Here is a 25,995-nt window from a genome sequence, read left to right as displayed (position 1 = left end):
GGCGCGCTGGGCGCGGGCTGTTCCTGGGGCTCTGCCCCAGACCCCGACACTCCCGAAGAAGCCCTCCACGGCTCGAATCGCGGGCTTTTCGGCTCGATCAGGAGCGGGCTGGGTGCGTTACGGTCGGGGTCCGGGCGTATCTGTGGGGAGGTGCCGTGGAGTTTCAGGACGTCGTGCGCAAGCGGCGGATGGTGCGGAAGTTCACTGATGAGCCGGTCAGTGACGAGAGCGTGCGGCGGATCATGCGCAATGCGGTGCGTGGGCCGTCGGCGGGGTTCTCGCAGGGGCAGGGGTTCCTGGTGTTGCAGGGGGAGCCGTTGCAGCGGTACCGGGACAAGTTCCAGGTGTGGGCCTCCGACGAGACGAAGGCGGCGCCCGTGGTGGTGGTGCCGATGTCGGTCAAGGACACCTACCTGGACCGGTATGCGCAGGCCGACAAGGGGTGGACGGACCGCAGTGAGGAGCACTGGCCGGTGCCGTACTGGCACATCGACACCGGCATGGCGGCGTTGCTGATCCTGCAGACCGTGGTCGACGAGGGGCTGGGGGCGGTGTTCTTCGGGATGCCGCGGGAGTCGTGGGACGCGTTCCGGGCGGAGTTCGGGGTGCCGGAGACGCATGAGCCGATCGGGGCCATTGCGATCGGGCACCCGGCGGAGAGTGAGATCTCGGAAGGGGCCTCGCCGTTGCGGCGGAGGCGGGCGGCCTTTGAGGAGGTTGTGCGCTGGGGGCAGTGGGAGTGAGGTTCTTCCGGTTGCTCGGGCCGTTGGACGTGGTGCTCGACGGGCGTCACGTCCGCGTGCCGGCGGGTAAGCGGCGGGTGGTGCTGGCGGCGCTGTTGGTGAAGGCGCGGGAGGTTGTCGGGGTTGACGAGCTCGTGGAGCTCGTCGGTGGGACGCGGAACGCGTTGCAGACGACCGTGGGGCGGCTGAGGGAGGACCTCGGGGTGCCGGAGCTCGTTCTGACGCGGGCCGGTGGGTACCTGATCGACGTCGCGCCTGATGAGGTGGACGTGCACCTGTTCGGGCGGGTGGGGGCCGAGGAGGCCTTGGGGCTCTGGCGAGGGCGGCCCTTCGCGGACATCGGCAGTGATCGGCTGGAACGTGACCACGGGCCCGCGTTGACGGAGACGTACCTGGCGGTGCTGGAGGCTCGGGTCGAGGAGGACCTGCGGGGCGGCCGGCACGAGCAGGTGGTGGGGGAGCTGCGGACGCTCACCCGGCAGCACCCGGCGCGGGAACGGATGTGGGCTCAGCTCGTGCGGGCGTTGCACCACGCGGGGCGGCAGGCGGAGGCGTTGCAGGCCTACGAGGACGTGCGGCGCAAGCTCGCCGAGGAGCTGGGCGTCGATCCCGGCAGGGAGCTGCAGCTGGCGCACCAGGAGGTGCTGCGGGCGGACAACCGGCCCAGGGCGCGCAACGACCTGCCGGGGGACATCGCGGACTTCGCCGGGAGGCAGGCCGATCTGGACGAGGTGCTGGCGGCGGTGCCGGCGGGGACGGTGGCGATCACGGCCATCGACGGCATGGCGGGGATCGGGAAGACCACGCTCGCGGTGCGGGCGGCGCACCGGCTCAAGGAGCGGTTCCCGGACGCGCAGCTATTCGTGGACCTGCACTCCTACACCGAGGGGGTGGAGCCGCGGACGCCGGCGGACGCGCTGTTCGCGTTGCTGACGGCGCTCGGGGTGCCCGCGAAGGACGTCCCGGACGAGCTGGACGCGCGGCGGCGTTGTACCGGGCCGAGATGGCGCACCGCAGGGCGTTGGTGGTGCTGGACAACGCGGGCAGTGCGGCGCAGGTGCGGCCGTTGCTGCCGGGCAGCGGGATGGTGATCGTCACGAGCCGGCGCCGGTTGGTGGACCTGGACGTGGCGCGCACGATCTCGTTGGACGTGCTGCCGGAGCGGGACGCGCTGGACCTGCTGACCGGCATCGTCGGGCCGCGGGCCCGGCAGGACCCGCGGGCGCTGCGCGAGATCGTCGAGTTGTGCGGGTTCCTGCCGCTCGCGGTGCGGATCGTGGGCGCGCGGTGGCGGACGCGGCCGGCGTGGACCGCGCAGGACCTCGGGCGCAGGCTCGCCGAGCAGCGGCTCGGCGAGCTCGAAGCGGGGGAGCGCAGCGTCGCGAAGGCGTTCGCGGTGAGCTACCAGCAGCTCACGGCCGAGCAGCAGCGGTTGTTCCGGTTGCTGGGGCTGCACACCGGCGACGACTGGGACGCCTGCCTCGCTGCGGCCGTGCTCGGCACCACGAGGGCGGCGGCGGAACGGTTGCTGGACGCGTTGCTCGACGCGCACCTGGTGCAGCAGCAGGAGAACGGCCGCTACCGGTTCCACGACCTGCTCGCCGACCACGCGAAGGCGAGCGTGGCGGAGGACGAGCGCGAGGAGGCGGTGGTCCGCGTCCTCGACCACTACCTGAACGGCGCCGCCACCGCCGGGTACCGCCTCGCCCCCGGCCGGCCGCGGATCCACCACGAGCTCACGCACACCCCGGTCGACCCGCCGGTGTTCGCCACCCCGGCGCAGGCGCTGGCATGGCTGGAGGCCGAGCGCCGCAACCTCAGGGCGGTGGTCTTCCAGGCCGCCTACCAGGGCCACTACCGGTACGCCTGGCAGCTGCCGCACCACCTCGGCTACTTCCTGCTGATGCGCGGGTCCGCGCGGGAACGGCTCGAGCTGGAACGGGTCGGACTCGCCGCCGCGCGCCAGCTCGGTGACCTCAAGGCGCGCGCGGAAGCACTGCGGGGCCTCGGTTCCGCGTACCTGGTCGACGGCAGCGCCCCCGACGCCGTGCGCCACCTGGAGGAAGCGCTCGGACTCATGAGGCAGATCGGTGACCTGCGCGGCGAGGCCTCGACGCTGGGGCTGCTCGGCATGCTCGCCCGCGAACGGGCCGAGTACGCCGAGGCGATGGACCACTTCCAGCGCGGACTGGCGTTGATGCGCGAGGTCGGCGCGCCGACCGGTGAGGCCAACGCGTTGCAGAACATCGCCATCGTGCACGCGGAGCAGGAGGAGAACGAGACCGCGCTCGCCTACCTGGAACAGGCGTTGTCGCTCCTGCGGGCGCACCACGACATCCGCTCGTCCGCGATGGTCCTGCACGACATCGCCTACGTGCACTACAACGAGTTCCGGGACGAGCAGTGCCTGGCCGCCGCGGACCGGTCCCTGCGGCTCTACCGCGAGGCGGGTGACCAGCGCGGGGAGGCCCTCGCCGCGGCCGACTTCGGGTACATGATCTACGAGATGGGCGAGTGGGACCGCGCCGGCGAGGTGCTGCGGGGAAGTCTGCGGCTGAGCCGGCAGGCCACCCGGCAGCCGGACACCGCGGGCATGCTCGCGGCGATGGAGGAGGTCGACGACCGGACGGGCCTGATCACGGTGCTCATCGCGCTGACGATCGCGGCCGAGCTGGAGGGGCGGCCGGTCGAGGCCCTGAGCCACGCCGAGCGGTGCCTCGCCCTGGTGCGCGAGGTCGGCCCTCGCTTCCGCGAGGGCAGGCTGCTGGGCCAGCTGTCCCGGTTGCACCTGCGGCTCGGCGACACCGCGCAGGCGGTGCGCTACGGCGAGGCGGCGGTGCGGTACGTCGGTGGCGAGGCGAACCGGCGGGCGAAGGCCGTCGCCCGCCGGGTCCTCGACGCGGCCACCGCCGAAGCCGCCGCTACAACGTCAGTCCCAGCAGCACCAGCGTCGTGACGGCCGCCGCCACGATCACGAGCGCCACCCACTGCTCCGCCACGTCCTTCGTCCTGCGCATCCCCGGCTCCCCTCGGTGGTGGTGCCACCGAGGGTGCGCAACGCCGTCCACACATCGTCCCCACCGCGATCACACGGGCCGTGATCCGGAGTGCGTTTTGTGTGAAACTGGACTGCCGGGTCTCGGAGGAAAGGCGGTGGCGTGCGAACCGGTTCCGATGACGTTGCCCTGCCGCGCCCGCGTCAGCTGCCCGCCGCGGTCGCGGACTTCGTCGGCCGGGACGAGCAGCTCACCTCCGTCGTCGGCCTGATCACCTCGTTTCCGCAGGTAGTGCTGCTGACCGGGGCGGTGGGGACGGGCAAGACGACGCTCGCCGTGCACGCCGCGCACCGGGCCGCGGACGGTCATTTCCCGGACGGTCAGCTGTTCGTGCGGCTGCGCGGGTCCACGCCGCACGAGATCCTCGGCCGGTTCCTGCTGTCCCTCGGGATGTCCGCTCCGCGGGATTTCGGCGCGCGGTTGTCGGCCTATCGAGACGCCGTGGCACGACAGTCGCTGCTGATCGTCCTCGACGACGCCTCGACCATCGCACAGGTGGCTCCGTTGCTGCCGCACGCGCCGGGGTGCGCGGTGCTGGTCACGAGTCGCCACCGGCTCAAGCTGCCGCACGTCGTCGACGTCGGTGCGCTGGAGCACGCGCAGGCGATGTCGTTGCTGGGGCGGCAGATCGGAGCCGACCGGATCGCCGGTGACCACGCGGGTGCCGAGGCGCTCGTCGCCGCCGCCGGCCACCTGCCGCTCGCGGTGCGCATCGCGGGCGCCCGGCTCGCCGCCGTCCGCACTGGCCGCTCGCGCTGCTGGTGGACCGCCTCACCGATCCGGCCGGGCGGCTGGACGTGTTGTCCACGGCGGTTTGTGCCTGCGCAGCCGGATCGCCGAGACCGCGGCCGACCTCAGCCCGCACGCCCGCAGGCTGCTCGGGCTGCTCGCCGCCGTCGACGCCGCGCAGCTGCCGGGATGGGCACCGCGGGTGGCGTTCGGCGACGTGCGCGGGGAGTCCGCTGTGGACGAACTGGTGTCGGCCCACCTCGTCCAGACCGCCGGCCGCTCCTACGCCGTGCCGCCGCTGGTCCGCGAGTTCGCCGCCGGTCACGTGGACGGGACGGACGCGGTCCGGCGCGTGCTCGGCGGGTGGCTCCACCTCGTGGACCTCGCGCACAAGGCCGACTACGGCGGGGATTTCACCGTCGTGCGCGGCCATGCACACCGTGAGGTCGTGCGCCCCGGCCCCGAGCTGCTGGCGGAGCCGTTGGCGTGGCTGGAGTCCGAACGCGTCAACCTGGGTGAGGCGGTGGCACTGGCCGCGGCCGCCGGGCTCGACGAACAGGCCTGGGAGCTCGCCCACCGGCTGGTGACGCTGTTCGAGCACCGCGCCGACCACGAGGGCTGGCTGCGCACCCACGACCTCGCGCTGGCCGCGACCGAGAAGGCGGGCAACGCGCGCGGCTCGGCGGTGCTGCGGTGTTCGCTGGCGTCGTTGCACATCTCCCAGAGCCGGTTCGACCTCGCACACGAGCTCACGGTGGCCGCGAAGGACGTCTTCGAGGACCTGGGCGACCTCGCCGGCCTCGGGATCGCCTACCGCAACCTCGGCGTCGTCTCCCGCTCGTCCGACGACCTGGCGGGGGCTCGCCGGTGGGACCGGAGGGCGTTGGCGGCCTTCGAACGCACCGGCGACCGCGTCGGCCAGGCGACCGTGCTGCAGAACCTCGCCCAGGTCGACCTGTGCCGCAACGACCTGCGCGGCGCGTTCGACCGGCTGGAGGCGGCGCTGCGGGTGTGCGGCGACGCCGGGCCGGCCCGCGTGCGGGCGCAGATCCGTCACCGGCTGGGCGAGGTGCTGTTCGCGCAGGGCAGGCACGACCAGGCGTTCGACGTGCTGACCGAGGCGCTCGGCCTGGTTCGCGGCGTGCGGGACCGGCGCGGCGAGAGCTTCGTGCTGCACCTGTTGGGGCGCACCGAGTTCGCCCGCGGCAGGCTCGGCAGCGCGCGCACGTTGCTGCAGGAGTCGGCGGCCATCTGCGACGCGACCTTCGACGTCGTCAACGCGGCCAGGTCGCGGCTGGAACTGGTCCACGTGCTGCGCGCGGGTGGCGATGACGTGCTCGCGGACGAGGTGGAGGCCGGTGCCCGCGCGGTTTACGCGGAATTCGGGCTGGAAACCCTGGACGGCGATATGATCTTCCGCGCGTGAGGTCGTTGTGAGGTATTGCTCCGACCGTGCTCTTGGCGGGCTCTTAACATTCCGTTAGGGTGCGATTCGCGAGCAATTGGCGGAGGCGGTGGCGTTACCGAAAATCGCCCGAAAATTGACCGGGTTTTAGTCAGTTGTTCGATTACAACGATGCGCTGAGCCGATCGGGTGGCGCTTTCCACGGCAGGACCAGCGCCTGCTCACCCAGCGGGACGGCGGTGCCGGGAGCGTGTGCGTGCAGTGGTGCGGGGTCGGCCAAAAGGGGCTTGCGAGTCGTGGGAATCGGACGAGTCTTGTCTAATGGCATGGCCGGGATCCGGCCGGCGGACAGTGGCCTCGACCAGGGGGTGGAACGCACCATGGGTGGTGTCCCGACGTTTCCCCGCGGTAGGCCACTGACGTGGGCGGACCTGGAGGCGATGCCTGATGACGGGCACCGTTTCGAACTTGTCGACGGGGTGTTGGTGATGAGCCCCTCACCCCGCCCCGTGCACCAGCGCGTCGTCGCCCGGCTGCTGGTGGCGCTGACGGCTGTCTGCCCGCCGGAGCTGGAGGTCCTCCCGGCTCCGGTCGACGTGGTGCTCGCCGACGACACGGTCTTCATCCCGGACCTGGTAGTCGGCACGCGTGAGCAGTTCACGAAGCAGGCGTTGATGGGACCGCCGGTGCTGGCCGTGGAGGTTCTCTCGCCGCGGACCCGGCACGTCGACCTCGAGCTCAAGCGGGCGAAGTTCCAAGAGGTCGGCTGCGAGAACTACTGGATCATCGACTACGACAGTCCGTGGCTGCGGTGCCTGCACCTGGAGAACGGCGTCTACGTGGAGCAGGCGCGGTCCGACGGCGAGGAGTGGGTGGAGCTCCGGTTCCCGTTCCCGGTGAAGCTGAGCGCCCAGTCACTGGTGCGCTGAGTACCTGCCGGCCGGGACCCGTTGAGCCGAACGGGCGATGGGCCGCTACGAAGGTGTGGATCAAGGTTCCACCATCTGGCGCCCGCGCGCGTCGGACTGGTTGCGTGACTCGCGACTCGTCCACCGCGCGGAGGTCCTACGCCCATGCAGCCGTTCCAGCTGCCGGAGTTCTACACGCCCCACCCGGCCAGGCTGAACCAGCACCTCGACCGCGCCCGCCGGCACACGCGGGCCTGGGCGCGCGAGATGGACATGGTCGACGTGCCGCAGCACGGGACGCCGATCTGGTCCGGCGACGACCTCGAGTCGCACGACTACGCGTTGCTCTGCGCCTACACCCACCCCGACTGCGACGGTGAGGCGCTCGACCTGGTCACCGACTGGTACGTGTGGGTCTTCTACTTCGACGACCACTTCGTCGAGCTCTACAAGCGCAACCCGGACATCAGAGGCGCCCAGGCCCACCTCGACCGGCTGCCGCTGTTCATGCCGGTCACCGGCGTGATCAAGGAGACGCCGGCGAACCCGGTCGAGAAGGGCCTCGCCGACCTGTGGGCCCGCACGGTTCCCAAGCACTCGCTCGACTGGCGCGAACGGTTCGCCGCCAACACGAAGCACCTGCTCGACGAGTCGATGTGGGAGCTGCTCAACATCAGCGGCAAGCGGCTCTCCAACCCGATCGAGTACATCGAGATGCGCCGCAAGGTCGGTGGCGCGCCCTGGTCGGCGAACCTGGTCGAGCACGCTGTCGGTCTGGAGGTGCCGGCGCGGATCGCGTCGTCCCGGCCGATCGGGGTGCTGCGCGACACCTTCAGCGACGCCGTGCACCTGCGCAACGACCTGTTCTCCTACGAACGCGAGGTGCTCGACGAGGGCGAGCTGTCCAACGGCGTGCTGGTGTTCGAGAAGTTCCTCGACCTGCCCACCCAGGCCGCCGCCGAGGCCGTCAACGACCTGCTGACCTCCCGGCTGCACCAGTTCGAGCACACCGCGCTCACCGAGGTGCCGCTGCTGCTCGACGAACACGGCATCGACCCCATCGGGCGGGCGGCCGTCGTGGGCTACGTGAAGGGCCTGCAGGACTGGCAGGCGGGCGGCCACGAGTGGCACCTGCGGTCGTCGCGGTACATGAACTCCGGCGCCGTCAGCTCCCCGGACTTGTTCGGCTCGATCGCCAGGACGATGCCGCAGCGGGCGAGGCAGTTCAGCAGCACGCCCAAGGTCGTCGAGCCGTACCCGCGGCCGACGTACGACGTCCCGTTCCCGCTCGGGATGTCACCGCACCTGGACCGGTGCCGGGAGGAGGTCATCGCCTGGAGCCAGGACATGGGCATCCACAGCGAGGGACTCTGGGACGAGGCCAAGAACCGCGGTTTCGACCTCGCGCTGGCGTCGGTCTGCATGGACCCCGACGGCACGCCGTTCGAGCTGTTCCTGTCGGCCGCCTGGCTCACCTGGGGCACCTACGGCGACGACTACTACCCGTGGGTGTTCGGGCGGCTGAAGGACCTCAGCGGCCTGAAGAACCAGACCGCGCGCCTCAAGCTGTGCATGCCGCTGGACCTGGCGCTGACGATCACACCGGTCAACGCGACCGAGCGGTCATTGGCCGACCTCTGGCAGAAGACCGCGGCACCGATGTCATCGGAGTTCCGCACCGAGTTCCGCAGGGCCGTCGACGCGATGCTGGACGCCTGGGCGTGGGAGGTGGTGAACATCCAGCAGAACCGCGTTCCCGACCCGGTCGACTACCTGGAGATGCGCCGGTCCACCTTCGGTTCCGAGCTGACGACCTCGCTGTCGCGTTTCTCGCATTCCACGACAGTTCCGCCGGAACTCTGGGCGACCCGCGTCGTGCAGACCATGGAGCGCTCGGCCATGGATTACACGTTCATGGTCAACGACACGATCTCGTACCTCAAAGAAGTCCAGTACGAGGGCGAGGTGCACAACATGGTGCGGGTGGTCGAAAGCTTTCTCGGGGTGTCGCAGGCCCGCGCGTTCGAAATCACCTTCAAGCTCATGGACGCCCGCATGGCGCAGTTCGTCAAGTCCGTCGACGTCGACCTGCCCAAGCTGTTCGACGACCTGTCGCTGGACTCGGCGACACGGGCGGCGCTGACCCGGTACGCCGACGAGCTGAAGGACTGGATCGCCGGCATCACCCACTGGCACGTGGAGACCTCGCGCTACCACGAGGAGGAGATCAGGACCCCGGTGAACGCCCACCTGCTGGCGGGCGCGTTCCGCCGGGGCCCGTCCGGACTCGGCACGTCGGCCGCCCGGCTCGTCTCCCGCACTCCTGGCTGAGCGCGGTCAGCGCCGGGCAGTCGACGGTCAGCCGGTGGTCAGCACGGGTCGGCACCTTGTGGGCATCGACCACTCCACAGGGGGAACGACCATGAAGAACGTCCTGATCTCCGGTGCCAGCATCGGCGGCCCGGCGCTCGCGCACTGGTTGCACCGCAACGGGTTCCGCGTCACCGTCGTCGAGCGCCACCGCGGCCTGCGCCCCGGTGGCCAGGCGGTCGACGTGCGCGGCCCGGCGCTCGACGTCGTGGAGCGGATGGGCCTGGGCGACCGGCTGCGGTCGATGACGACCGGCATGCGCGGCATGAGCATGGTGGACGAGCAGGGCAACGAGATCTACCGCTCCACCGAGCACACGCTGAGCGGCGGTGACCTCGCGAGCCCCGACGTCGAGGTCATGCGCGACGACCTGGCCCGCCTGCTGGTCGACGCGACCGAGGGCGTCGAGTACCTGTTCGACGACACCATCACCGCGATCGACGGCACCCGCGTCACGTTCGAGCGCACCGCTCCTCGCGACTTCGACCTGATCGTCGGTGCGGACGGCCTGCACTCCACCGTCCGCCGGCTCGTGTTCGGGCCGGAGGAGGACTTCCTGCACCACCTCGGCACGAACCTCGCCGTGTTCACCGCGCCGAACTTCCTGGACCTGGACCACTGGCAGGTGTTCCAGCAGGGGGAGGTGCTCGGCGGTGGCATCATGAGCGCCCGTGCCAACGCGGAGTGCCGGGTGTACATGGGTTTCCACGGCGAGGTCTCGTTCGACCACCGCGACGTCGAGGCGCAGCGCCGGTTGCTGGCGGAGAAGTTCGCCGACGCCGGCTGGGAGTGGCAGACCGCGCTGAAGCACATGTGGGAGGCGCCGGACTTCCACTTCGACGCCATGGCGCAGATCCGGATGCCGAGCTGGTCGCGGGACGACGTCGTGCTGCTCGGCGACGCCGGCTACTGCGGTTCGCCGTTGTCGGGTCAGGGCACGAGCATGGCGCTGGTCGGTGCGTACGTGCTGGCCGCTGAGCTGGCGGCCGGGGTCGACGGTGCGTTCGGGCGGTACGAGGACGCGCTGCGGCCGTACGTCACGGCGAACCAGGAGATGGCGCTGAAGAACCAGGCCAATGGCGGGCAGCCGACCGAGGAGTTCGCGGCCGTCGTCAACTCGTTCCAGCTGCCGTGATGCCGATGGCCCAGCTCACAGCCATTTGACTCGAGGTGGCTCCTCCCGCACGATCCAGGGGACAACAGCATCCGCACGCCGCGGGGGAAGCCGGTGGAACTCCGGCGCTGACCCGCAACGGTGATAGTCCGAATGCCCGTGGCGCGCGGTAGCTCCATCGACCCGTCGAGGACAGCGGGGCAGGGGGAAGCGCAGTGATCCGGAAATCCGCGCTGGTCGCGTTCGTGGCGGCCGCGCTCGTGGCGACACCGCAGGCGCAGGCCGCGGCTGAGCCGTCAGCGGGAACCTGGCTGGCCGGCCAGTTCGTGGACGGCACCCACCTGGTGAAGGGGCCGGACCTCGTCGACCACGGCCTGACCGCGGACGGCGTCTACGGCCTGGCCGCCGCCGGGGTGGGGAAGTCGACGGCCGTCAAGGCCGCCGCGTGGCTCGCCGAACCCGGCCAGCTCTCGTACTTCGCCGGTGACGGCGAGGCCGAGTCCTACGTCGGGGGCCTGGTGAAGCTGGCCCTGGTGGCGCAGGCGCTGGGCACCGACCCGCATGACTTCGCAGGTGTCGACCTGCTGGACCGGCTGGCCGCGCTGCAGGACGGGGCCGGCCGCTACCTCGACCGCACCGAGCCCGGGGGCGACCAGACCAACGCGTTCACGCAGGCGCTGGCGATCATCACGTTGACGCGCGCCGCGCAGCCGGTGGCGAAGCCGGTCGCGTTCCAGGTCTCGACGCAGTGCCCCGACGGCGGGTTCCCGATCTCGTTCGGGGAGCCGACCTGCAAGTCCGATGTGGACGGAACCGCGATCGTGGTGCAGGCGTTGCAGGCGGCGGGGGAGAAGACGGCTTCGGTGCGTGCGCTGGCGTGGCTGGCGTCGCAGCAGCAGGCCGATGGCGGTTTCCCGTCGGCTCTGTCGGGCTCGAACGCGAACAGCACCGGTCTCGCGGTCGGCGCGCTCGTCGCCGGTGGTCGTGCGGAGGCAGCGGACAAGGCCGTGGCGTACCTGAGGTCGTTGCAGGTCGGGTGCACCGGGCCGGAGGCGGCTCGGGGCGCGATCGCCTACGACGCAACGGGTTTCGAGGTCTACGGCGCTGTCCGGGCGACCACCCAGGCGATGCTCGGGCTGGCCCGCAAGAGCCTCGTGGACGTGTCGTTCGCCGGTGCCGCGAACGGTGTGCCCGCGATCGACTGCGCGGCCCCGCCGTCCGTTCCCACCACACCCGCTCCCACCACGCCCGCTCCTGCTCCCGGTGGTCCGGAGGAAGCGCCGGTCGACCCGCCGCTGGCCGCGACCGGTCCTGACCAGGCGGTCCCGCTGACCCTGTTCGGCTCTGTCGCGGTGCTCGCCGGTGCCGTGCTCGTCCTGGTTACCCGTCGTCGGAAGGTTGGTGCGTGATGCGCCGGATTCTCGCTGTTCTCGCCCTGGTCGCGAGCACGTTCGTCGTCGCGCCCGCTGCTTCCGCCGAATCCTGCGCGGGCGTCAAGGTCGTCGTGGACTTCGCCTCGCTCGGCGGTGGTGTCCAGACGGGCTGTGCCGTCGGCGACCCCACCACCGGCCTCACCGCGCTGACCGGCGCGGGCTTCACGTACTCGTTCGTGCCGCGCCAGGCCGGTTTCGTGTGCCGGATCAACTCGCTGCCGAACCCGTGCACCGTCCCCACCACCAGCGCCTACTGGTCGTACTGGCACGCCACCCCCGGCGGTTCCTGGTCCTACAGCTCGGCCGGTGCCGGCAGCTACAACCCGGCTCCCGGCGCGGTCGAGGGCTGGGCGTTCGGCGCGGGCGTCGCACCGGGCGCCACTCCGTGAGGAGGCTTTTCCTCGCACTGGCACTGGTGATCGCTTCGGCGGTCCCGGTGCCTGCTCTTGCGGCGGGGTGTGACGGTGTGACCGTGGTCGTCGACTTCCGGGGGCTCGGCGGTGGTGTGCAACAGGGGTGTGCGCCGGGGAGTCCGGCGTCCGGGGTGGCGGCGTTGTCGGCGGCCGGGTTCGGGTACGCCTACGCGACCCGGCAGCAGGGGTTCGTCTGCCGCATCAACGGCAAGCCGGGCAACGACGTCGACAAGTGCGTCACCACCTCGCCCGCCACCGCCTACTGGTCGTACTGGCACGCGCCGGCAGGGGGTTCCTGGGCGTACAGCAACCAGGGGGCGGCCTCTCGTGTCCCGCCGCGGGGGAGCGTCGAGGGGTGGGCGTTCGGGGCGGGGGAGCAGCCGGGCATCGCGCCTCCCGCGGCTCCGGCACCACCGCCTCCCGCACCGAAACCGCAGGTGCCCGCTCCGGTGAACCCGCCGGCCGCGCAGCCGCAGCCCACACCGGGTGTCACCACGACTCCGCCGGCGCCGGTGAGTTCTTCCGCGGTCGCACCGACTTCGGAGTCGGTGGCGCCCTCGTCCAGTGCGGCTGTGGGGACCACGACAGCAGCCGCGGAGGAGTCGGCCGCTGTTGAGGAGAAGGCCCAGCAGGTCGTGGAGGAGTCCGGGACGAGCTGGGTGTGGACGTTGGCCGGCCTGCTGGTGATCGTGGCGTTGGTGGTCGCTGGTTCGTTGGTCGCGCGGCGGCGCCGCACTGAGACCGAGTGAGGCTTCACTCCGGCGCGTGGTGGCTCTGGGCCCTGGGCCTGGCCACCGCCGCCAGCCGCACCACCAACCCGTTGGTGCTGGGTCTGATCCTCGCCGTCGCGGGCGTGGTCGTCGTGACCTGCCGCGCGAACACCCCGTGGGCCGGCACCTACGGCGTCTTCCTCAAGTTCGGCCTGGTCGTCATCGGCCTGCGGGTGCTGCTGCACGTCTTCCTCGGCGGCATCGGCGGGCCGACCACGCTCTTCACCCTGCCGCAGGTCCCGCTGCCCGACTGGGCCCAGGGCATCCGCATCGGTGGCCCGGTCACCGCCGAGGGACTGGTCTTCGCGCTCTACCAGGGACTGCTGCTCGCCACCATCCTCAGCTGCGTCGGCGCCGCCAACGCCCTCGCCAACCCGAAGCGCCTCCTGCGCTCACTGCCCGCCGCGCTGTACGAGGTGAGCGTGGCCGTGGTGGTGGCGCTGACCGTTGCGCCGCAACTGGTGTCGTCGGCAAGAGCAGTGCGAAGAGCACGCCGGCTGCGCGGTGACACGGCACGCGGGGTGCGGGCGGTTCGCACGATGCTCGTGCCGGTGCTGGAGGACGCCCTCGACCGGTCGCTCGTGCTGGCCGCGTCGATGGACTCGCGCGGGTACGGCAGGACGGCGGGGATCACCAGGAAGGACCGGGTGCTGACCGGGGCGCTCGTGCTCACCGGGTTGTTCGGGCTCTGCATCGGCATGTACGGGCTGCTCGCCGACGCCTACTCTGGCTGGCCGCTGCTCGCGCTCGGTGGTCTCCTGGCGGTCGCGGGGCTGAGGACCGGCGCGCGCAGGGTGCCGAGGACGCGGTACCGGCCGGACCGGTGGACGGCCAGGGCGGTCGGGGTGGCGGTGAGCGGGGTGGCGGCGGCGGTGGTGCTGGTGTTCTCGGGGGATCCGGCGCTGGCGCCCACGACGGTCCCGCTGCAGGCGCCCGAACTGCCGCTCGTGCCGGCGTTGGCGGTGCTGGTGGCGTTGGTGCCGGTGGCGATCGTGAGGGAACGATGATCAGGTTCGAGGACGTCACGATCACCTATGCCGGTGCGCCGGTGCTCAGGAACCTCTCAGTGGAGATCGCCGAGGGCGAGCTGTGCCTGGTGGTCGGCAGGACGGGTGCGGGGAAGTCGACGTTCCTGCGCGCGATCAACGGTCTGGTGCCGCACTTCAGCGGTGGCACGCTCGCCGGGCGGGTGCTGGTCGACGGCCGGGACACCGCGACCCGTCCACCGCGCGAGCTCGCCGACGTGGTCGGGTTCGTCGGGCAGGACCCGCTGGCCGGGTTCGTGGCGGACAACGTCGAGGACGAGCTCGCCTACTCGATGGAGTCGCTGGGGCTGCCCGGTGACGTGATGCGCAAGCGCGTCGAAGAGACCCTCGACCTGCTCGGCATCGCGAACCTCCGTGACCGTCCACTCGCGACACTGTCCGGCGGGCAGCAGCAGCGGGTCGCGATCGGCGCGGCACTCACGGCGCACCCGAAGGTGCTCGTGCTCGACGAACCCACCTCAGCGCTCGATCCCGGTGCCGCGGAGGACGTCCTGGCGGCGGTGCAACGACTTGTGCACGACCTCGGCATGACCGTCGTGATCGCCGAACACCGCCTTGAACGCGTTGCGCAGTACGCCGACAGCGCGCTCTTGCTGCCGACGGGCGAGATCGGACCCGTGGGCGAGACGCTGGCCAACGCTCCGGTCGCGCCGCCCGTGGTCAGGCTCGCGCAGTTGGCCGGGTGGGAACCGGTGCCGGTGTCCGTGCGTGACGCACGCCGTGTGGCGAAAGAACTCAAAAGCCGTCTCACCGAACCACCCGCAGCAACGACAACACACGGCGACACCGTGCTGGAGACCAACCAGATCGTCGTCAAGTACGGCGACGTACCGGCCGTGCGCGGCGTTTCCCTCCAAGTCGCCAAAGGCGAGCGCGTCGCACTCATGGGCCGCAACGGTTCCGGCAAGTCCAGCCTCCTCTGGGTCACCCAGGGCAGCGGGAAACGCACCTCGGGCACGGTCACAGTGAGCGGCACCGACCCCAGGACCCTCAAACCCGCGCAACGCCGCCAAGTCGTCGCCCTCGTCCCCCAGCAGCCCGCCGACCTCCTCTACCTCGAAACCGTCGCCGAGGAGTGCGCCCAGGCCGACCACGAGTCCGGGCAACCCGCCGGAACGTGCCGCAAGCTGCTGGACGGCCTGGCCGACGTCCCCCACGACACCCACCCGCGCGACCTGTCCGAGGGCCAGAAGCTCGCCCTGGTCCTGGCGATCATGCTGACCGGCGCACCGGACGTCCTGCTGCTCGACGAACCCACCCGCGGCCTCGACTACCCGGCCAAGGCCGCCCTCGCCGCCGTGCTCAGAAACCTCGGCAGCGCAACGGTCCTCGCCACCCACGACGTCGAGTTCGTCGCGGAGTACGCCACCCGCGTCGTCGTGCTGGCCGAGGGCGAGGTCGTCGCGGACGGCCCGGCACGCGAGGTCGTGACGTCGTCGCCGGTGTTCGCCCCGCAGGTCAGCAAGGTCCTCGGCCCGTGGCTGACCGTCGAGGACGTCGAGGCGGCCCTGTGATCGCGATCCGCCCGCGGTCAGCCGTCGCGCTCACGATCTCCGGCGTCATCGGGCTGGCCGCGTTCACCTGGCCGCTGTTCGTCGCCCCCACCAGCGACATCGCGCACGGCGGTGACGCGCCGTGGACGTTCGCGCTGCTGCTGCCGGTCGTGCTGGCCGTGGTGCTCGCCGAGATGAGCGACCACGGCATGGACTCCAAGGCCATCGCGATGCTCGGCGTGCTGTCCGCGCTGGGTGCCGCGATCCGGCCGCTGGGCGCGGGCACGGCGGGCATCGAGACGATCTTCTTCCTGATGGTGCTGGGCGGACGGGTGTTCGGGCCCGGCTTCGGGTTCGTGCTCGGCAACACGACGTTGTTCGCCTCCGCCCTGCTGACCGGCGGCGTCGGGCCGTGGATGCCGTACCAGATGCTCGGCGCGGCCTGGGTCGCGCTCGGGGCCGGTCTGCTGCCGCAGTGGCGCGGCAAGGCGGAGATCGCGTTGCTCGCGGCGTACGGCGTGGTCAGCTCGCTCGTCTACGGGTTCCTGCTCAACCTGTCGTTCTGGCCGTTCGCGGTCGGCGAGGGCACGTCGGTCAGCTTCGACCCGGACGCCTCCGCCGCGCAGAACCTGGTCAAGCTCGCCGCGTTCACCCTGGCCACCTCGCTCGGCTGGGACCTCGGCCGGGCCGTCACGACCGCCGTTCTGGTCGCGGTCACCGGACCGGTCCTGCTGCGCACACTGCGCCGAGCTGCGAAGAAGGCGGTCTTCCAGCCGATAATTGGCCCAGACCATTGACGGCAAAAGGGAGTTTTAGTCACGCTGTGACCGGGTCGCCGCCCCCGACTCGTGAGGAGGAGTCGTGAGAACTCGCGTTCTCGCCGTGGTCGTCACCGTGACCGCCGCGCTCTCCGTGAGTGCGCAGTCGCAGGCCGCGGAACCTCTGCAGAGCCTCGTCCCCGTGCCGGTCTCCGTGCAGGCCAGGACCGGTGTCACGCACTCGCTGACCGCGAACACCAAGATCTACACCGCTCCCGCCGCCCGGGACGTGGGCAACTTCCTGGCCGGCGTGCTGCGGCCGTCGACCGGCTACGCGCTGCCGGTGTCCGACACGACCGGCACGCCGACCGACGGCATCTCGTTGCTGCTCACGGGCGCCCCGGGGTCCGTCGGTCAGCAGGGCTACCAGCTCGACGCGGCCGCCGGTGCGGTCGTCATCAGGGCGAACACCTCGGAGGGCCTGTTCGCGGGCGTGCAGACGCTGCGGCAGATGTTGCCCGCCAAGGTGGAGGGCACGACGGTGCAGCCAGGGCCGTGGACCGTGCCCGGCGCGCTGATCGTCGACCACCCGCGGTTCTCCTACCGCGCCTCGATGCTCGACGTGGCCCGCCACTTCCACCCGGTCGCGTCGGTGAAGCGGTACATCGACCAGCTGGCGCTGTACAAGATCAACTACTTCCACCTGCACCTGACCGACGACCAGGGCTGGCGCATCCAGGTGGACAGCTGGCCGCGCCTCACCACGCACGGCGGCAGCACGCAGGTCGGCGGCGGTCCCGGCGGCTACTACACCAAGGCGCAGTACAGCGAGATCGTGCAGTACGCGGCCGCCCGCAAGATCACGGTGATCCCCGAGGTCGACCTGCCCGGCCACACCAACGCGGCCCTCGCCTCGTACGCGGAGCTCAACTGCAACGGCCAGGCCCCGCCGCTGCGCACCGACATCGAGGTCGGCTACTCCTCGCTGTGCGTGAACAAGGAGATCACCTACCAGTTCGTCGACGACGTGGTGCGCGAGATCGCGGCGCTCACGCCCGGCCCGTACTTCCACATCGGCGGCGACGAGGCGCACTCGACGTCCGACGCGGACTACCAGACGTTCATGAACCGCGTTCTGCCGATCGTGAAGAAGTACGGCAAGACCGCACTCGGCTGGCACGAGTTCGTGAAGACCACGACCGACACCGCCACCATCCCGCAGTACTGGGGCACCACCACGTCCAACGCCGTGGTGCAGGCGGCGGCGGCCCGCGGCCACAAGGTCATCATGTCGCCGGCGAACAAGGCGTACATCGACCAGAAGTACAACTCCAGCACGCCGCTGGGCCTGTCGTGGGCGGGCTTGATCGAGGTCCAGGACGCCTACGGCTGGAACCCCGGCACGCACCTCAGCGGTGTCCCGGAGACGGCGGTCCTCGGCGTCGAAGCTCCACTGTGGACGGAAACGCTGGCGACCTCGCGCGACCTCGAGTTCATGGCGTTCCCGCGGCTCGCCGGGCACGCCGAGCTCGGCTGGTCGCCGTGGTCCACGCACAACTGGGACAGCTTCAAGGTGCGGCTGGGTGCCCAAGGTCCGCGCTGGACCACCATGGGCATCAACTTCTACAAGTCGCCGCAGGTCCCGTGGGACACCGAAGGCCCGCAGCCCGGCCCGTGCACCCAGCCCGCGTGGGAGCGGTCGAAGGCCTACGGCGGCGCGAGCGTGGTGTCGCACAACGGCCACAAGTGGACGGCGAAGTGGTGGACGCAGGGCGAGGAGCCCGGCACCACCGGCCAGTGGGGCGTGTGGCGGGACGACGGCGTTTGCTGACTCCTTCTGGGTACTCCGCCGGACATGACGGATCCGGAAGAGGCAGAAGAGTTCGCTGAAGAGGTCGGTGTCGACCCGACGCCGCAGGAGGTCGACGAGTACCGGGACATGACCGAACCCGGTGAGTGGCGCGCCGACGAGAAGATGGGACCGGGTGGCGCGCCCGCACCGCAGGACGGTGACGACCCGACCGGCGGCTCCGGCGCGTGATGTCTGATTCATCCGGTGTGGGCGAGTAACGCTCGCCCACACCGGGTACCAGGCTGTCGTGGATGCCCGAGTTGCCGTGTTTGCCCCGTCCCCCCAACTGACCGTCACCGTCGAGGACCTCGATGGTGAACCCGATGTGCACCTGCACGCGGGCGGCCAGGGTTTCTGGCAGTCCAGGATGATCGCCGCGTTGGGCGTCGAAGCCGTGGTGTGCGCGACGTTCGGCGGTGAGACCGGCCGGGTGCTGCGCACGTTGCTCGAAGGTGAGCACGTCGACCTGCGCGCCCGCGACGTCGCCGCCCGCAACGGCGCGTACGTGCACGACCGCCGGGACGGCAGCCGTTCCGAGATGGTCGAGATGCTGCCGGACGCGTTGTCCCGCCACGAGCTCGACGACGTCTACGAGCTCGCACTTGTCGAAGGGATCCGGGCGGGCACGGCCGTGCTCAGCGGCCCGTCCGACGACCGGGTGCTGCCGCACGATACCTACTACCGGCTGACCTCCGACCTGACCGGCAACGGCTGCCGCGTGATCGTGGACCTCGCCGGTGACCGGCTGGCCGAGGCCGTGCGCGGAGGCCCGCACGTGGTCAAGGTGAGCCACGAGGAGCTGGGCGAGGAGGAGGTGCCCAAACTCATCGAGAAGTGCCGTGAGATCGCCGAGTCGTGCGTGCACGGCGTGGTCGTCTCCCGGGCTGACGAACCGGCGTTGGCGCTGCTCGACGACAAGTTGTACTTCGTCAAGATGCCTCAGCTGCAACCTGTCGACACGCGTGGCGCCGGCGACTCGATGACGGCGGGGATTTCAGCGGGCCTCGCGCTGGGTATGTCGTTGGAGGACGCGGTGAAGCTCGGTGCGGCCGCCGGCGCGGTCAACGTGACGCGCCACGGCCTCGGCAGCGGTAGCGGGGAAGCGGTGCGCGAGCTGAGCAAACGCGTGGAACTGGAACCGATCGAGGAATGAGCGGATGCGCGCGCTGATCACCAATGACGACGGAATCGACTCACCCGGCCTGCTGACCCTGGCCGAAGCCGCGGTCGCGCTGGGCTTCGAGGTGCTCGTCGCGGCACCGGCCCAGCAGGCCAGCGGCACGAGCGCCTCGGTCGCCGCGGTCGGTGACACCGGCCGGGTGGTCAGCGAACGCCGCGAGCTGCTCGGTCTCGACGTGGAGGCCTACGCGGTCGCCGCACATCCCGGCCTGATCTCGCTGATCGCCTGCCACGGCGGCTTCGGCGGCAAGCCGGACGTGGTGCTCTCCGGCGTGAACCTCGGCGCGAACGTCGGCCGCGCGGTGCTGCACTCCGGCACCGTCGGTGCCGCGCTGACCGCCCAGGTGAACGACGTCTCGTCGCTCGCGGTCTCGCTCGACGTGGGGTTGGACGGGCCCGAACCGTTGTGGCACAAGGCGGGCGAGGTGGTCCGCGTCGTGCTGCCGCTGCTGGAGGACATGCCGGCCGCCACCGTGCTCTCGTTGAACGTGCCGAACATCGTTGACGTGCAAGGACTCCGCTGGGCGGAGCTGGCGCGGTTCGGCACCGTGCAGAGCCGCGTGGACGAGGTGGACGAGCACGAGGTCGAGCTGGTGGCCGTGTACGCGGAGGACTCTCCCGCGCCGGGCACGGACGCCGCCCTGCTCGGCGAGGGCTACGCGACCCTGACCGCTCTGCTCTCGGTGGAGCGGACGACTAGCGTTGAGCGGCCTTTGCCGGCCTGGCCAGCGTGATGAAGAGCCCGATCAGCGCGGTGCGGACCCCGAGGAAGCTCTCGGTCGAGATGTCGTTGAGCAGGAACGCCAACGTCCCGAACGACAGCAGCAACAGCAGTCCGTACATCCGCGCGAGGTGGAGCCGCCACGCCATCAGGACACCCAGCACACCGACGCTGATCTGCAGCACGTGGTAGTTCGGGTCGAGGTTGAAGAGGTCCAGGTACCCGAACCCGAGCTGGAACAGGCCGGCGGTGAGGGTGAGCACCTGCGGCCTCGTGAACTGAAATTGCTTGCTCGCCAAGGCCATGGTCGTCTCTACCCTTCGGATCGCCGCCACACCGCGTCGTACTTCGCCTGCTGTTCGCGGTCCTGCGCGGCGTTGCGCTCCCGGCGGCCTGCGGTTGCCGTGCCCCGTGGATACCCGTACTTCGTGAGCCGGTAATCCACGCTTTCGGGTGCGTAGGACAGTGCGAAGTACAGGCCCACGACGAATCCGAGCGCACCGCACGCGATCGCCAGCGGCCACGGCGAGCCGAGCCCGAACACGAGGGCCAGCGTGATGGCCGTCGTGAGCGGCGTGACCTGCACCAGACTGCGCACGGTGAACCGCAGCAACCACTTCGGCCCGGTCACGTCGTCGTGGACGAACTGGCGGTACTTCTGCGGCAGCCGCCCGCCCGCGTAGTACCAGAGCTTCAGCAGCGGGTTCATGTCGTGGCCTTCGCGATCACCTTGCGCAGCACCTCGTTCAGCTGGGTGAGCTCTTCGAAGGACATGCCGAGCCGCTCGACGACCTTGAAGGGGATCTTCAACGCTTCTCGGCGCAGGTCCTGTCCCCGCTCGGTCAGAGTCAGGGCGAGCGCGCGCTCGTCGGTCTTGTCGCGCTGCCGTTCGACGTACCCGACCGCCTCCAGCCGCTTCAGCAGCGGGCTGAGGGTGCCGGGGTCGAGCTGCAGAGCGTTGCTCAGGTCCTTCACCGTGCGCGGCGAGCGTTCCCAGAGGGCGAGCATCACCAGGTACTGCGGGTGGGTGAGGTTCAGCGGCTCCAGGATCGGCCGGTAGACGGCGATCACGGTCCGGCTCGCCACGGCCAGGCCGAAGCAGACCTGCCGCTCGAGCTCGAGCGGGTTCTCCGGGATTCTTGGTGCACTAATCATTTGTGCACACATTATCTCCCTCACCTCCCCACTGCCACCCCCTGTGACGCACCAGACGCACGCGGGGAGCTTTCGTGCTCTCCCGCAGTACGAAAGCTCCCCGCGTGGCGGAAAGTGAGGCTGGTGGGGTTCCTGTGGGTTACAGAGCCTCGGCGAGAACTTTGGCAGTGACGGCGGCGCCAGCCGGGGTCATCACGGTGCCGCCATGATCGACCTCGTTGATCAGCACCGGCTCGCGCAGCACAGGCAGTGCGGCGTGGAACCGGGCCGCGTCCGACTCCGTGTAGGCGGGCGGGGTGTTCGGTCCGGTGCTCCACTCGGCGCGCACGAACCAGGTCGGCACGGTCAGCGAACGCCAGGGCGAGTCGCCGAGGATGGTGTCGCGGGCGTCGGCGAGCACGGTGTCCTCGTCCAGCCTGCGCCGGCCGTCGGGGGACAGGTCGTGGGCGAAGTACTCGCGCTGCAGCGGGTCGGCCGGGTCGATCAGCGGGTTCACGGCGGCGTTCGCGGCGAGGTAGCTGTCGGGCGTCCAGGTCTGGGCCAGCGCGGCGAGCTGCGGGGCGAACGCCATGTCGATCAGCTCGGGGGTCATGGCGGCGTGCGCGGGCATCGGGAAGCCGCCGTCCACGAGAACGAGCGCGCGCACTCGGTCCGGATGGGTCACCGCCAGGTCGAGGCCGACGTACGCGCCCATGGACATGCCGCACACCGTCACGGCGTCGAGTTCCAACGCGTCCAGCACGCGCACCATGTCGTCGGTGTGCTGTCGCAGCGACGAACCCGTCAGGGACACGCTGTCGGCACGGCCGCGCAGGTCGGGGGTGACGAGCGTGAACCCGTGCGCGGCGACCCAGCTCCACAGCTTGCGGTTGCTGGTGAGACCGTGCAGTGCGAGGACCGGGGCTGTGTCGCCCTCGATGACCTCGACGGTGAGGGTGCCACCGTCGACGGGGATCTGGTGGAGCACGTGCGGGCCCCTTTCAGGCTTTGCCGGGGTTGAAGAGGGTGAGCGGGTCGAGGGTGTGCTTGACCGCGTTCTGCACGGCGCACACGTCGGGGCCGAGCTCGCGGATCATGCCGTCGCGCTTGAGCAGGCCGACGCCGTGCTCGCCGGTGACCGTGCCGCCGAGTGCGAGGGCGGCGTCGATGATGTCGGCGAACGCGGCCTGCGCGGCGATGCGCGCGTTGTCGTCGCCGGGCGGGGTGATGAGCAACGGGTGCAGGTTGCCGTCGCCGGCGTGGGCGATGGTCGCGATCCGCACGCCGTGCCGTGCGCCGATCTCCTCGACCCGCGCGAGCATCGCGGGGACGGCCGAGCGCGGCACGCAGACGTCCTCGGTGAGCAGCGGCCCGAGCCGTTCCAGCGCGGGGTAGGCGAGGCGACGGGCGGCGAACAGCGCCTCGGCCTCGGTGGAGTCGGTGGACCGCTCGGTCCACACCGCGCCCGCGTCGGTGAAGGCGGCGACCAGCCCGTCCGCGTCCTCGGCGGTCTCGGCCCGCGCCAGCAGCATCGCCTCGGTGCCGGGCTCGATGCCCAGGTGCTTCCAGTCCTCGACGGCCTGCAGGCACGCGCGGTCGATCAGCTCCAGAGCTGCTGGTTGGAGACCTCGGCGGGTGCACAGCGCGACAGCGCCGCCCGCGTCGACGAGGCTGGTGAAGGCACCGACGACGGTGGCCTGCGGACGTGCCGCGGGCCGCAGTCGCAGGGTGATCTCGGTGACGACGCCGAGCGTGCCCTCGGAACCGACGAGCAGGCTGGTCAGGTCGTACCCGGCGACGCCCTTGTTGGTGCGGCGCCCGAGCCGGACCGCCGTGCCGTACTCGACCGGCCCGCCCATGACCACTTCCAGGCCGAGGACGTAGTCGCGCGTGACGCCGTACTTCAGGCAGCACAGGCCGCCCGCGTTGGTGGCCACGTTGCCGCCGATCGTCGACCACGGCGAGCTGGCCGGGTCCGGCGGGTACCAGAGTCCCTGGGCGGCAACGGCTTTCTTGAGGTCGTCGTTGACCACGCCCGGCTGCACGACCGCGAGCAGGTTGTCCGCGTCGATCTCGACGATCCGGTTCATCCGGCTCAGGTCGAGCACCAGGCACCCGTCCACGGCGTTCGCCCCGCCGGACAGCCCGGTCCCGGCGCCGCGCGGCACGATCGGGATGTTGTTGGCGGCGCAGTGCTTCACCGCGTCTTGAACGTCCGATGTGGACTCCGGCCGGAACGCGGCCCACGGCGTGCCCGCCGGTGCCCACTCGGCCTCGTCGTGGCTGAGCCCGGCCAGCGTGTTCGGGTCGGTGATCAGGTTCGGCAGTGTCATGGCCGCTCCAACGCGCCGTGCGCGGCCTTGTGCGCCACGCGTTCCAGTTCCGCGCCCCACTCTGCCGGGGTGGTCTCGGTGTGGATCGGCACGACACCCCACCCCGCCACCGCGAACCGCGCGAAGAGCAGCAGGTCGAACGCCTGGCCGGGGGAGGCGAGCGGTGGCGTGAGGATCGCGGCGATGCTCTCGGCGCCCGCGGTGAGCTCCTGCGTGCCGGTGGCGATGAGATCAGGCTCTTTGACGATCACCGCGCGTCGGCCGAGCTCGAGCGCCCACTGCTCGGGGGTGATCGTCTCGATCGCGGTGCGCAGCGCTTTCACCAGTGCCGCAACGGGATCGGAGTCCTGGCGGAGCGCGCGGACGACCCGGCTGAGGAACGCGTCGTACCAGAAGATCGCGGCCTTGGTGCCGAACGTGCGGAACAACGTGCGCTCGGAAATCCCAGCGCGGTCGGCGATCGCCTTCGTCGAGGTCGCGGCGAAACCGTGCTCCAGGCACAGTGCGATGGCCGCCTCCTGGATGGCGAGGCGGGTGCGCAGGTCCTTCGCGGCGCGGGTGGTGAGCGTCTCCACGCGGTCACCGTAGCCTTCTTTGTCAGTAACTGCCAGATTTCTCGTCATCAAATGTCAACGTGTGGGTCGTTCGCTCCGGGGTAGACGACACGCATGCCACGGACGACCGTCGTCATCGCCACCCGCAACCGCGTGGACCGGCTGCGGCGGACCCTCACGCACCTCAGCCCGATGAGGGTGCCGGTGATCGTGGTCGACAACGCCTCCACCGACGCCACGGCCGACCGCGTGCGCAGCGAGTTCCCGCAGGTCAAGGTGCTGGAATCGCCGGTGAACCTCGGAGCGGCCGGGCGCAACCTCGGTGTGCGGGCGGCGCGCACGCCGTTCGTGGCCTTCGCGGACGACGACTCGTGGTGGGCACCCGGCGCGTTCGAGCGGGCCGAGCGGGTCTTCGACGACCACCCGGACCTCGCGGTGATCGCGGCGCGCACGCTCGTCGGCCCCGAGGAGAGGCCGGACCCGATCACACCGCTGCTGCGCGACAGCCCGTTGGGCGAAGGGGTGGCCGGGCCCGCGGTGCTCGGGTTCCTCGCCTGCTCGGCGATCGTGCGGCGGCAGGCATTCGAGGAGGTCGGCGGGTTCAGCCCGGTGCTGTTCTTCCGCGGCGAGGAAACGCTGCTGTCGTGGGACCTCGCGGCCGCGGGCTGGGCGCTCTGCTACGTCGACGACGTGGTGGCGCACCACCACCCGGCACCGGAACGGTCACCGGACGGCGAGATCGTCGAGCGGCGCAACGCCGTGCTGACGTCGTGGATGCGCAGACCGGTCGGCCGCGCGCTGGCCGACTCGCTGCGGGACCCGGTCGCGTTCCGCGCCGCACTGCCCCGCCTGCGCCAGGCGCTCCGGCAGCGCTGTGAGCTGCCGGAACACCTGGAGGCACAGATCAGGAGAGTGAGCGGACCGCCGCGGCGAGGCGCGTGATGCCCTCGTCGATCTGCTCCGGCGTGACGCCCGAGAACGCGAGGCGCAGCTCGTTGTCGCCGCCCTCCAGCAGGAAGTCCGAGCCCTTGACGAACTCGACGCCGTGCTCCTTGGCGACCGGGAACAGCTTCTCGATCGACACACCCGGCAGCTCGACCCACATGAAGTAGCCGCCCTGCGGCGCCGTGAAGACGGCCTCGGGCAGCTCCCGCCGCAACGCCGCGACGAGTGCGTCCCGGCGCGCACGCAGCGCGGTGCGGACGTTCACGACCGACTCCTCGAGACGGCCGGAGCGGCAGTACGAGTTCACGATCGACTGCGCGACCATGTTCGGCGAGATGTACGTGGTGGTCGCGATGTCCTGGACCTTCTTGATGACGTCCTTCGGCCCCACCAGGTAACCGCAGCGGATGCCGGGCGCCATGGTCTTCGAGAACGACGACGCGTAGACGACCTTCGCGTTCTTGTCCTGCGACAGCATCGTCGGCAGCGGCTCGCCCTCGAACCGCACCTTCACGTACGGGTCGTCCTCGAACAGCACGAAGTCGTACTCGGCCGAGAGCTCCAGCAGCCGCGTGCGCTTCGCCTCGGACAGCGTGTAGCCGGCCGGGTTGTGGAAGTTCGGGATGATGTGCGCGAGCTTCGGCCGCACACCGCTCTCCAGCAGCTTCTCGAGCGCGTCGACGTTGATGCCGTCGGTCTCCAGCTCGATGGCGTGGACGTTCGCGCCGCGCTGGCGCAGGTTCAGCAGCGTGCGGTCGTAGGTCGGCGCCTCGACCACGACGTCGTCGCCCTCGCTGACGAGCAGCTCGAACAGGAACGCGTCGGCCTGCATCGACCCGTTGGTGACGAGCACCTGCTCCGGCGCGACACCGTGCTGCTCCGCGAGCCAGGTCCGCAGCGGCACGTAGCCGACGCTCGTGCCGTACGCGAAGGTGCCGCCGGGGTCGTCCGTGAAGGCTTTCTGCGCTGCTTCGCGCAGACCTTCCTGGTCGATGATGTCGAGAGAGGGCGCTCCGCGCGTGAACAGGATCGAGGCCAT

At 70.7% G+C, this 25,995-nt stretch carries 25 protein-coding genes, 1 pseudogene and 1 riboswitch; of the genes and pseudogenes, 19 read left to right on the top strand and 7 right to left on the bottom strand.

Translation table 11 applies throughout. The features are described 5' to 3' along the window. Window positions 1-155: 155 nt before the first annotated feature. From BBK82_RS06570 to surE, 18 genes and pseudogenes are all read left to right on the top strand, one after another. Window positions 156-743 (top strand): nitroreductase family protein, encoded by a 588-nt coding sequence (locus BBK82_RS06570; RefSeq protein WP_065914206.1) that lies wholly within the window; start codon window positions 156-158, stop codon window positions 741-743. Next, window positions 734-1,834, top strand: a complete 1,101-nt coding sequence (locus BBK82_RS55980) for a BTAD domain-containing putative transcriptional regulator (RefSeq protein ID WP_154697112.1) — start codon at window positions 734-736, stop codon at window positions 1,832-1,834. The genes BBK82_RS06570 and BBK82_RS55980 overlap by 10 nt, the downstream gene beginning before the upstream one ends. Beyond that, entirely contained in the window at window positions 1,747-3,699 is a 1,953-nt protein-coding gene (locus BBK82_RS06560; protein ID WP_065914204.1) for a tetratricopeptide repeat protein, read from the top strand. The genes BBK82_RS55980 and BBK82_RS06560 overlap by 88 nt, the downstream gene beginning before the upstream one ends. Before the next feature lie 202 nt (window positions 3,700-3,901). After that, window positions 3,902-4,225: pseudogene (locus BBK82_RS57190) on the top strand (hypothetical protein); the annotation flags it as partial. Window positions 4,226-4,613: 388 nt separating this feature from the next. Beyond that, window positions 4,614-5,954 carry a tetratricopeptide repeat protein gene (locus BBK82_RS06550; RefSeq protein ID WP_065914202.1) on the top strand — a complete coding sequence of 447 codons (1,341 nt, stop codon included), beginning with the start codon at window positions 4,614-4,616 and terminating at the stop codon, window positions 5,952-5,954. A 305-nt stretch (window positions 5,955-6,259) separates the two neighbouring features. Then, window positions 6,260-6,862: a Uma2 family endonuclease gene (locus BBK82_RS06545; protein ID WP_335618049.1), complete on the top strand. Its 603-nt coding sequence runs from the start codon at window positions 6,260-6,262 to the stop codon at window positions 6,860-6,862. Between the two features lie 144 nt (window positions 6,863-7,006). Continuing rightward, window positions 7,007-9,172 carry a terpene synthase family protein gene (locus BBK82_RS06540; RefSeq protein ID WP_065914201.1) on the top strand — a complete coding sequence of 722 codons (2,166 nt, stop codon included), beginning with the start codon at window positions 7,007-7,009 and terminating at the stop codon, window positions 9,170-9,172. A gap of 91 nt (window positions 9,173-9,263) precedes the next feature. After that, window positions 9,264-10,346, top strand: a complete 1,083-nt coding sequence (locus BBK82_RS06535) for an FAD-dependent monooxygenase (RefSeq protein ID WP_065920857.1) — start codon at window positions 9,264-9,266, stop codon at window positions 10,344-10,346. Between the two features lie 74 nt (window positions 10,347-10,420). Continuing rightward, window positions 10,421-10,492: riboswitch (adenosylcobalamin-variant (AdoCbl-variant) riboswitch) on the top strand. A 48-nt stretch (window positions 10,493-10,540) separates the two neighbouring features. Beyond that, complete coding sequence (locus BBK82_RS06530; protein ID WP_065914200.1) at window positions 10,541-11,734, top strand: LPXTG cell wall anchor domain-containing protein; 1,194 nt, start codon at window positions 10,541-10,543, stop codon at window positions 11,732-11,734. Beyond that, entirely contained in the window at window positions 11,734-12,147 is a 414-nt protein-coding gene (locus tag BBK82_RS06525) for a hypothetical protein (protein WP_065920856.1), read from the top strand. Before BBK82_RS06530 ends, BBK82_RS06525 begins: the two co-directional genes overlap by 1 nt. Then, a complete protein-coding gene (locus BBK82_RS06520) occupies window positions 12,144-12,920 on the top strand; it encodes a hypothetical protein (protein WP_065914199.1) in 777 nt (258 codons plus the stop codon). Before BBK82_RS06525 ends, BBK82_RS06520 begins: the two co-directional genes overlap by 4 nt. Continuing rightward, window positions 12,917-13,948 (top strand): CbiQ family ECF transporter T component, encoded by a 1,032-nt coding sequence (locus BBK82_RS06515; protein ID WP_065914198.1) that lies wholly within the window; start codon window positions 12,917-12,919, stop codon window positions 13,946-13,948. The genes BBK82_RS06520 and BBK82_RS06515 overlap by 4 nt, the downstream gene beginning before the upstream one ends. Then, window positions 13,945-15,501: an ABC transporter ATP-binding protein gene (locus BBK82_RS06510; protein ID WP_065914197.1), complete on the top strand. Its 1,557-nt coding sequence runs from the start codon at window positions 13,945-13,947 to the stop codon at window positions 15,499-15,501. The genes BBK82_RS06515 and BBK82_RS06510 overlap by 4 nt, the downstream gene beginning before the upstream one ends. Continuing rightward, complete coding sequence (locus BBK82_RS06505; protein WP_083267822.1) at window positions 15,498-16,277, top strand: ECF transporter S component; 780 nt, start codon at window positions 15,498-15,500, stop codon at window positions 16,275-16,277. Before BBK82_RS06510 ends, BBK82_RS06505 begins: the two co-directional genes overlap by 4 nt. Before the next feature lie 64 nt (window positions 16,278-16,341). Then, window positions 16,342-18,069, top strand: coding sequence for a family 20 glycosylhydrolase (locus BBK82_RS06500; protein WP_065914195.1), 1,728 nt, complete (start codon window positions 16,342-16,344; stop codon window positions 18,067-18,069). 24 nt (window positions 18,070-18,093) lie between these two features. After that, window positions 18,094-18,279: a hypothetical protein gene (locus BBK82_RS06495; RefSeq protein ID WP_065914194.1), complete on the top strand. Its 186-nt coding sequence runs from the start codon at window positions 18,094-18,096 to the stop codon at window positions 18,277-18,279. Between the two features lie 76 nt (window positions 18,280-18,355). Beyond that, complete coding sequence (locus BBK82_RS06490) at window positions 18,356-19,243, top strand: 1-phosphofructokinase family hexose kinase (RefSeq protein ID WP_237048049.1); 888 nt, start codon at window positions 18,356-18,358, stop codon at window positions 19,241-19,243. 4 nt (window positions 19,244-19,247) lie between these two features. Further along, window positions 19,248-20,003 carry a 5'/3'-nucleotidase SurE gene (gene surE / locus BBK82_RS06485; protein ID WP_065914192.1) on the top strand — a complete coding sequence of 252 codons (756 nt, stop codon included), beginning with the start codon at window positions 19,248-19,250 and terminating at the stop codon, window positions 20,001-20,003. On the opposite strand, the gene BBK82_RS06480 is transcribed toward surE, so the two are convergent. The 6 genes from BBK82_RS06480 to BBK82_RS06455 all read right to left on the bottom strand — a co-directional run bounded on the left by BBK82_RS06480 (window position 19,966) and on the right by BBK82_RS06455 (window position 24,032). Next, window positions 19,966-20,253, bottom strand: a complete 288-nt coding sequence (locus BBK82_RS06480; RefSeq protein ID WP_065914191.1) for a hypothetical protein — start codon at window positions 20,251-20,253, stop codon at window positions 19,966-19,968. The genes surE and BBK82_RS06480 overlap by 38 nt on opposite strands. Before the next feature lie 50 nt (window positions 20,254-20,303). After that, window positions 20,304-20,699: a DUF5313 family protein gene (locus BBK82_RS06475; protein WP_065914190.1), complete on the bottom strand. Its 396-nt coding sequence runs from the start codon at window positions 20,697-20,699 to the stop codon at window positions 20,304-20,306. Further along, complete coding sequence (locus BBK82_RS06470) at window positions 20,696-21,145, bottom strand: MarR family winged helix-turn-helix transcriptional regulator (RefSeq protein ID WP_179953757.1); 450 nt, start codon at window positions 21,143-21,145, stop codon at window positions 20,696-20,698. The genes BBK82_RS06475 and BBK82_RS06470 overlap by 4 nt, the downstream gene beginning before the upstream one ends. Window positions 21,146-21,284: 139 nt before the next feature. Continuing rightward, window positions 21,285-22,112 (bottom strand): alpha/beta fold hydrolase, encoded by an 828-nt coding sequence (locus BBK82_RS06465; protein ID WP_065914189.1) that lies wholly within the window; start codon window positions 22,110-22,112, stop codon window positions 21,285-21,287. Window positions 22,113-22,125: 13 nt separating this feature from the next. After that, entirely contained in the window at window positions 22,126-23,457 is a 1,332-nt protein-coding gene (locus tag BBK82_RS06460) for an FAD-binding oxidoreductase (RefSeq protein WP_065914188.1), read from the bottom strand. After that, window positions 23,454-24,032, bottom strand: coding sequence for a TetR/AcrR family transcriptional regulator (locus BBK82_RS06455; protein ID WP_065914187.1), 579 nt, complete (start codon window positions 24,030-24,032; stop codon window positions 23,454-23,456). The genes BBK82_RS06460 and BBK82_RS06455 overlap by 4 nt, the downstream gene beginning before the upstream one ends. Before the next feature lie 93 nt (window positions 24,033-24,125). Here BBK82_RS06455 and BBK82_RS06450 point away from each other — a divergent pair, with 93 nt between their 5' ends. Further along, on the top strand, window positions 24,126-24,953 hold the full coding sequence (locus BBK82_RS06450) for a glycosyltransferase family 2 protein (RefSeq protein WP_065914186.1): 828 nt from the start codon (window positions 24,126-24,128) through the stop codon (window positions 24,951-24,953). Here BBK82_RS06450 and BBK82_RS06445 read toward each other — a convergent pair. Further along, window positions 24,916-25,995, bottom strand: coding sequence for an aminotransferase-like domain-containing protein (locus BBK82_RS06445; RefSeq protein ID WP_218920586.1), 1,080 nt, complete (start codon window positions 25,993-25,995; stop codon window positions 24,916-24,918). The two genes, BBK82_RS06450 and BBK82_RS06445, sit on opposite strands and share 38 nt — an antisense overlap.

The sequence above is a fragment of the Lentzea guizhouensis genome (assembly GCF_001701025.1).
In the GTDB taxonomy this organism is placed as follows: Bacteria; Actinomycetota; Actinomycetes; order Mycobacteriales; family Pseudonocardiaceae; genus Lentzea; species Lentzea guizhouensis.
This window is presented reverse-complemented; position numbering and strand designations above follow the sequence as displayed.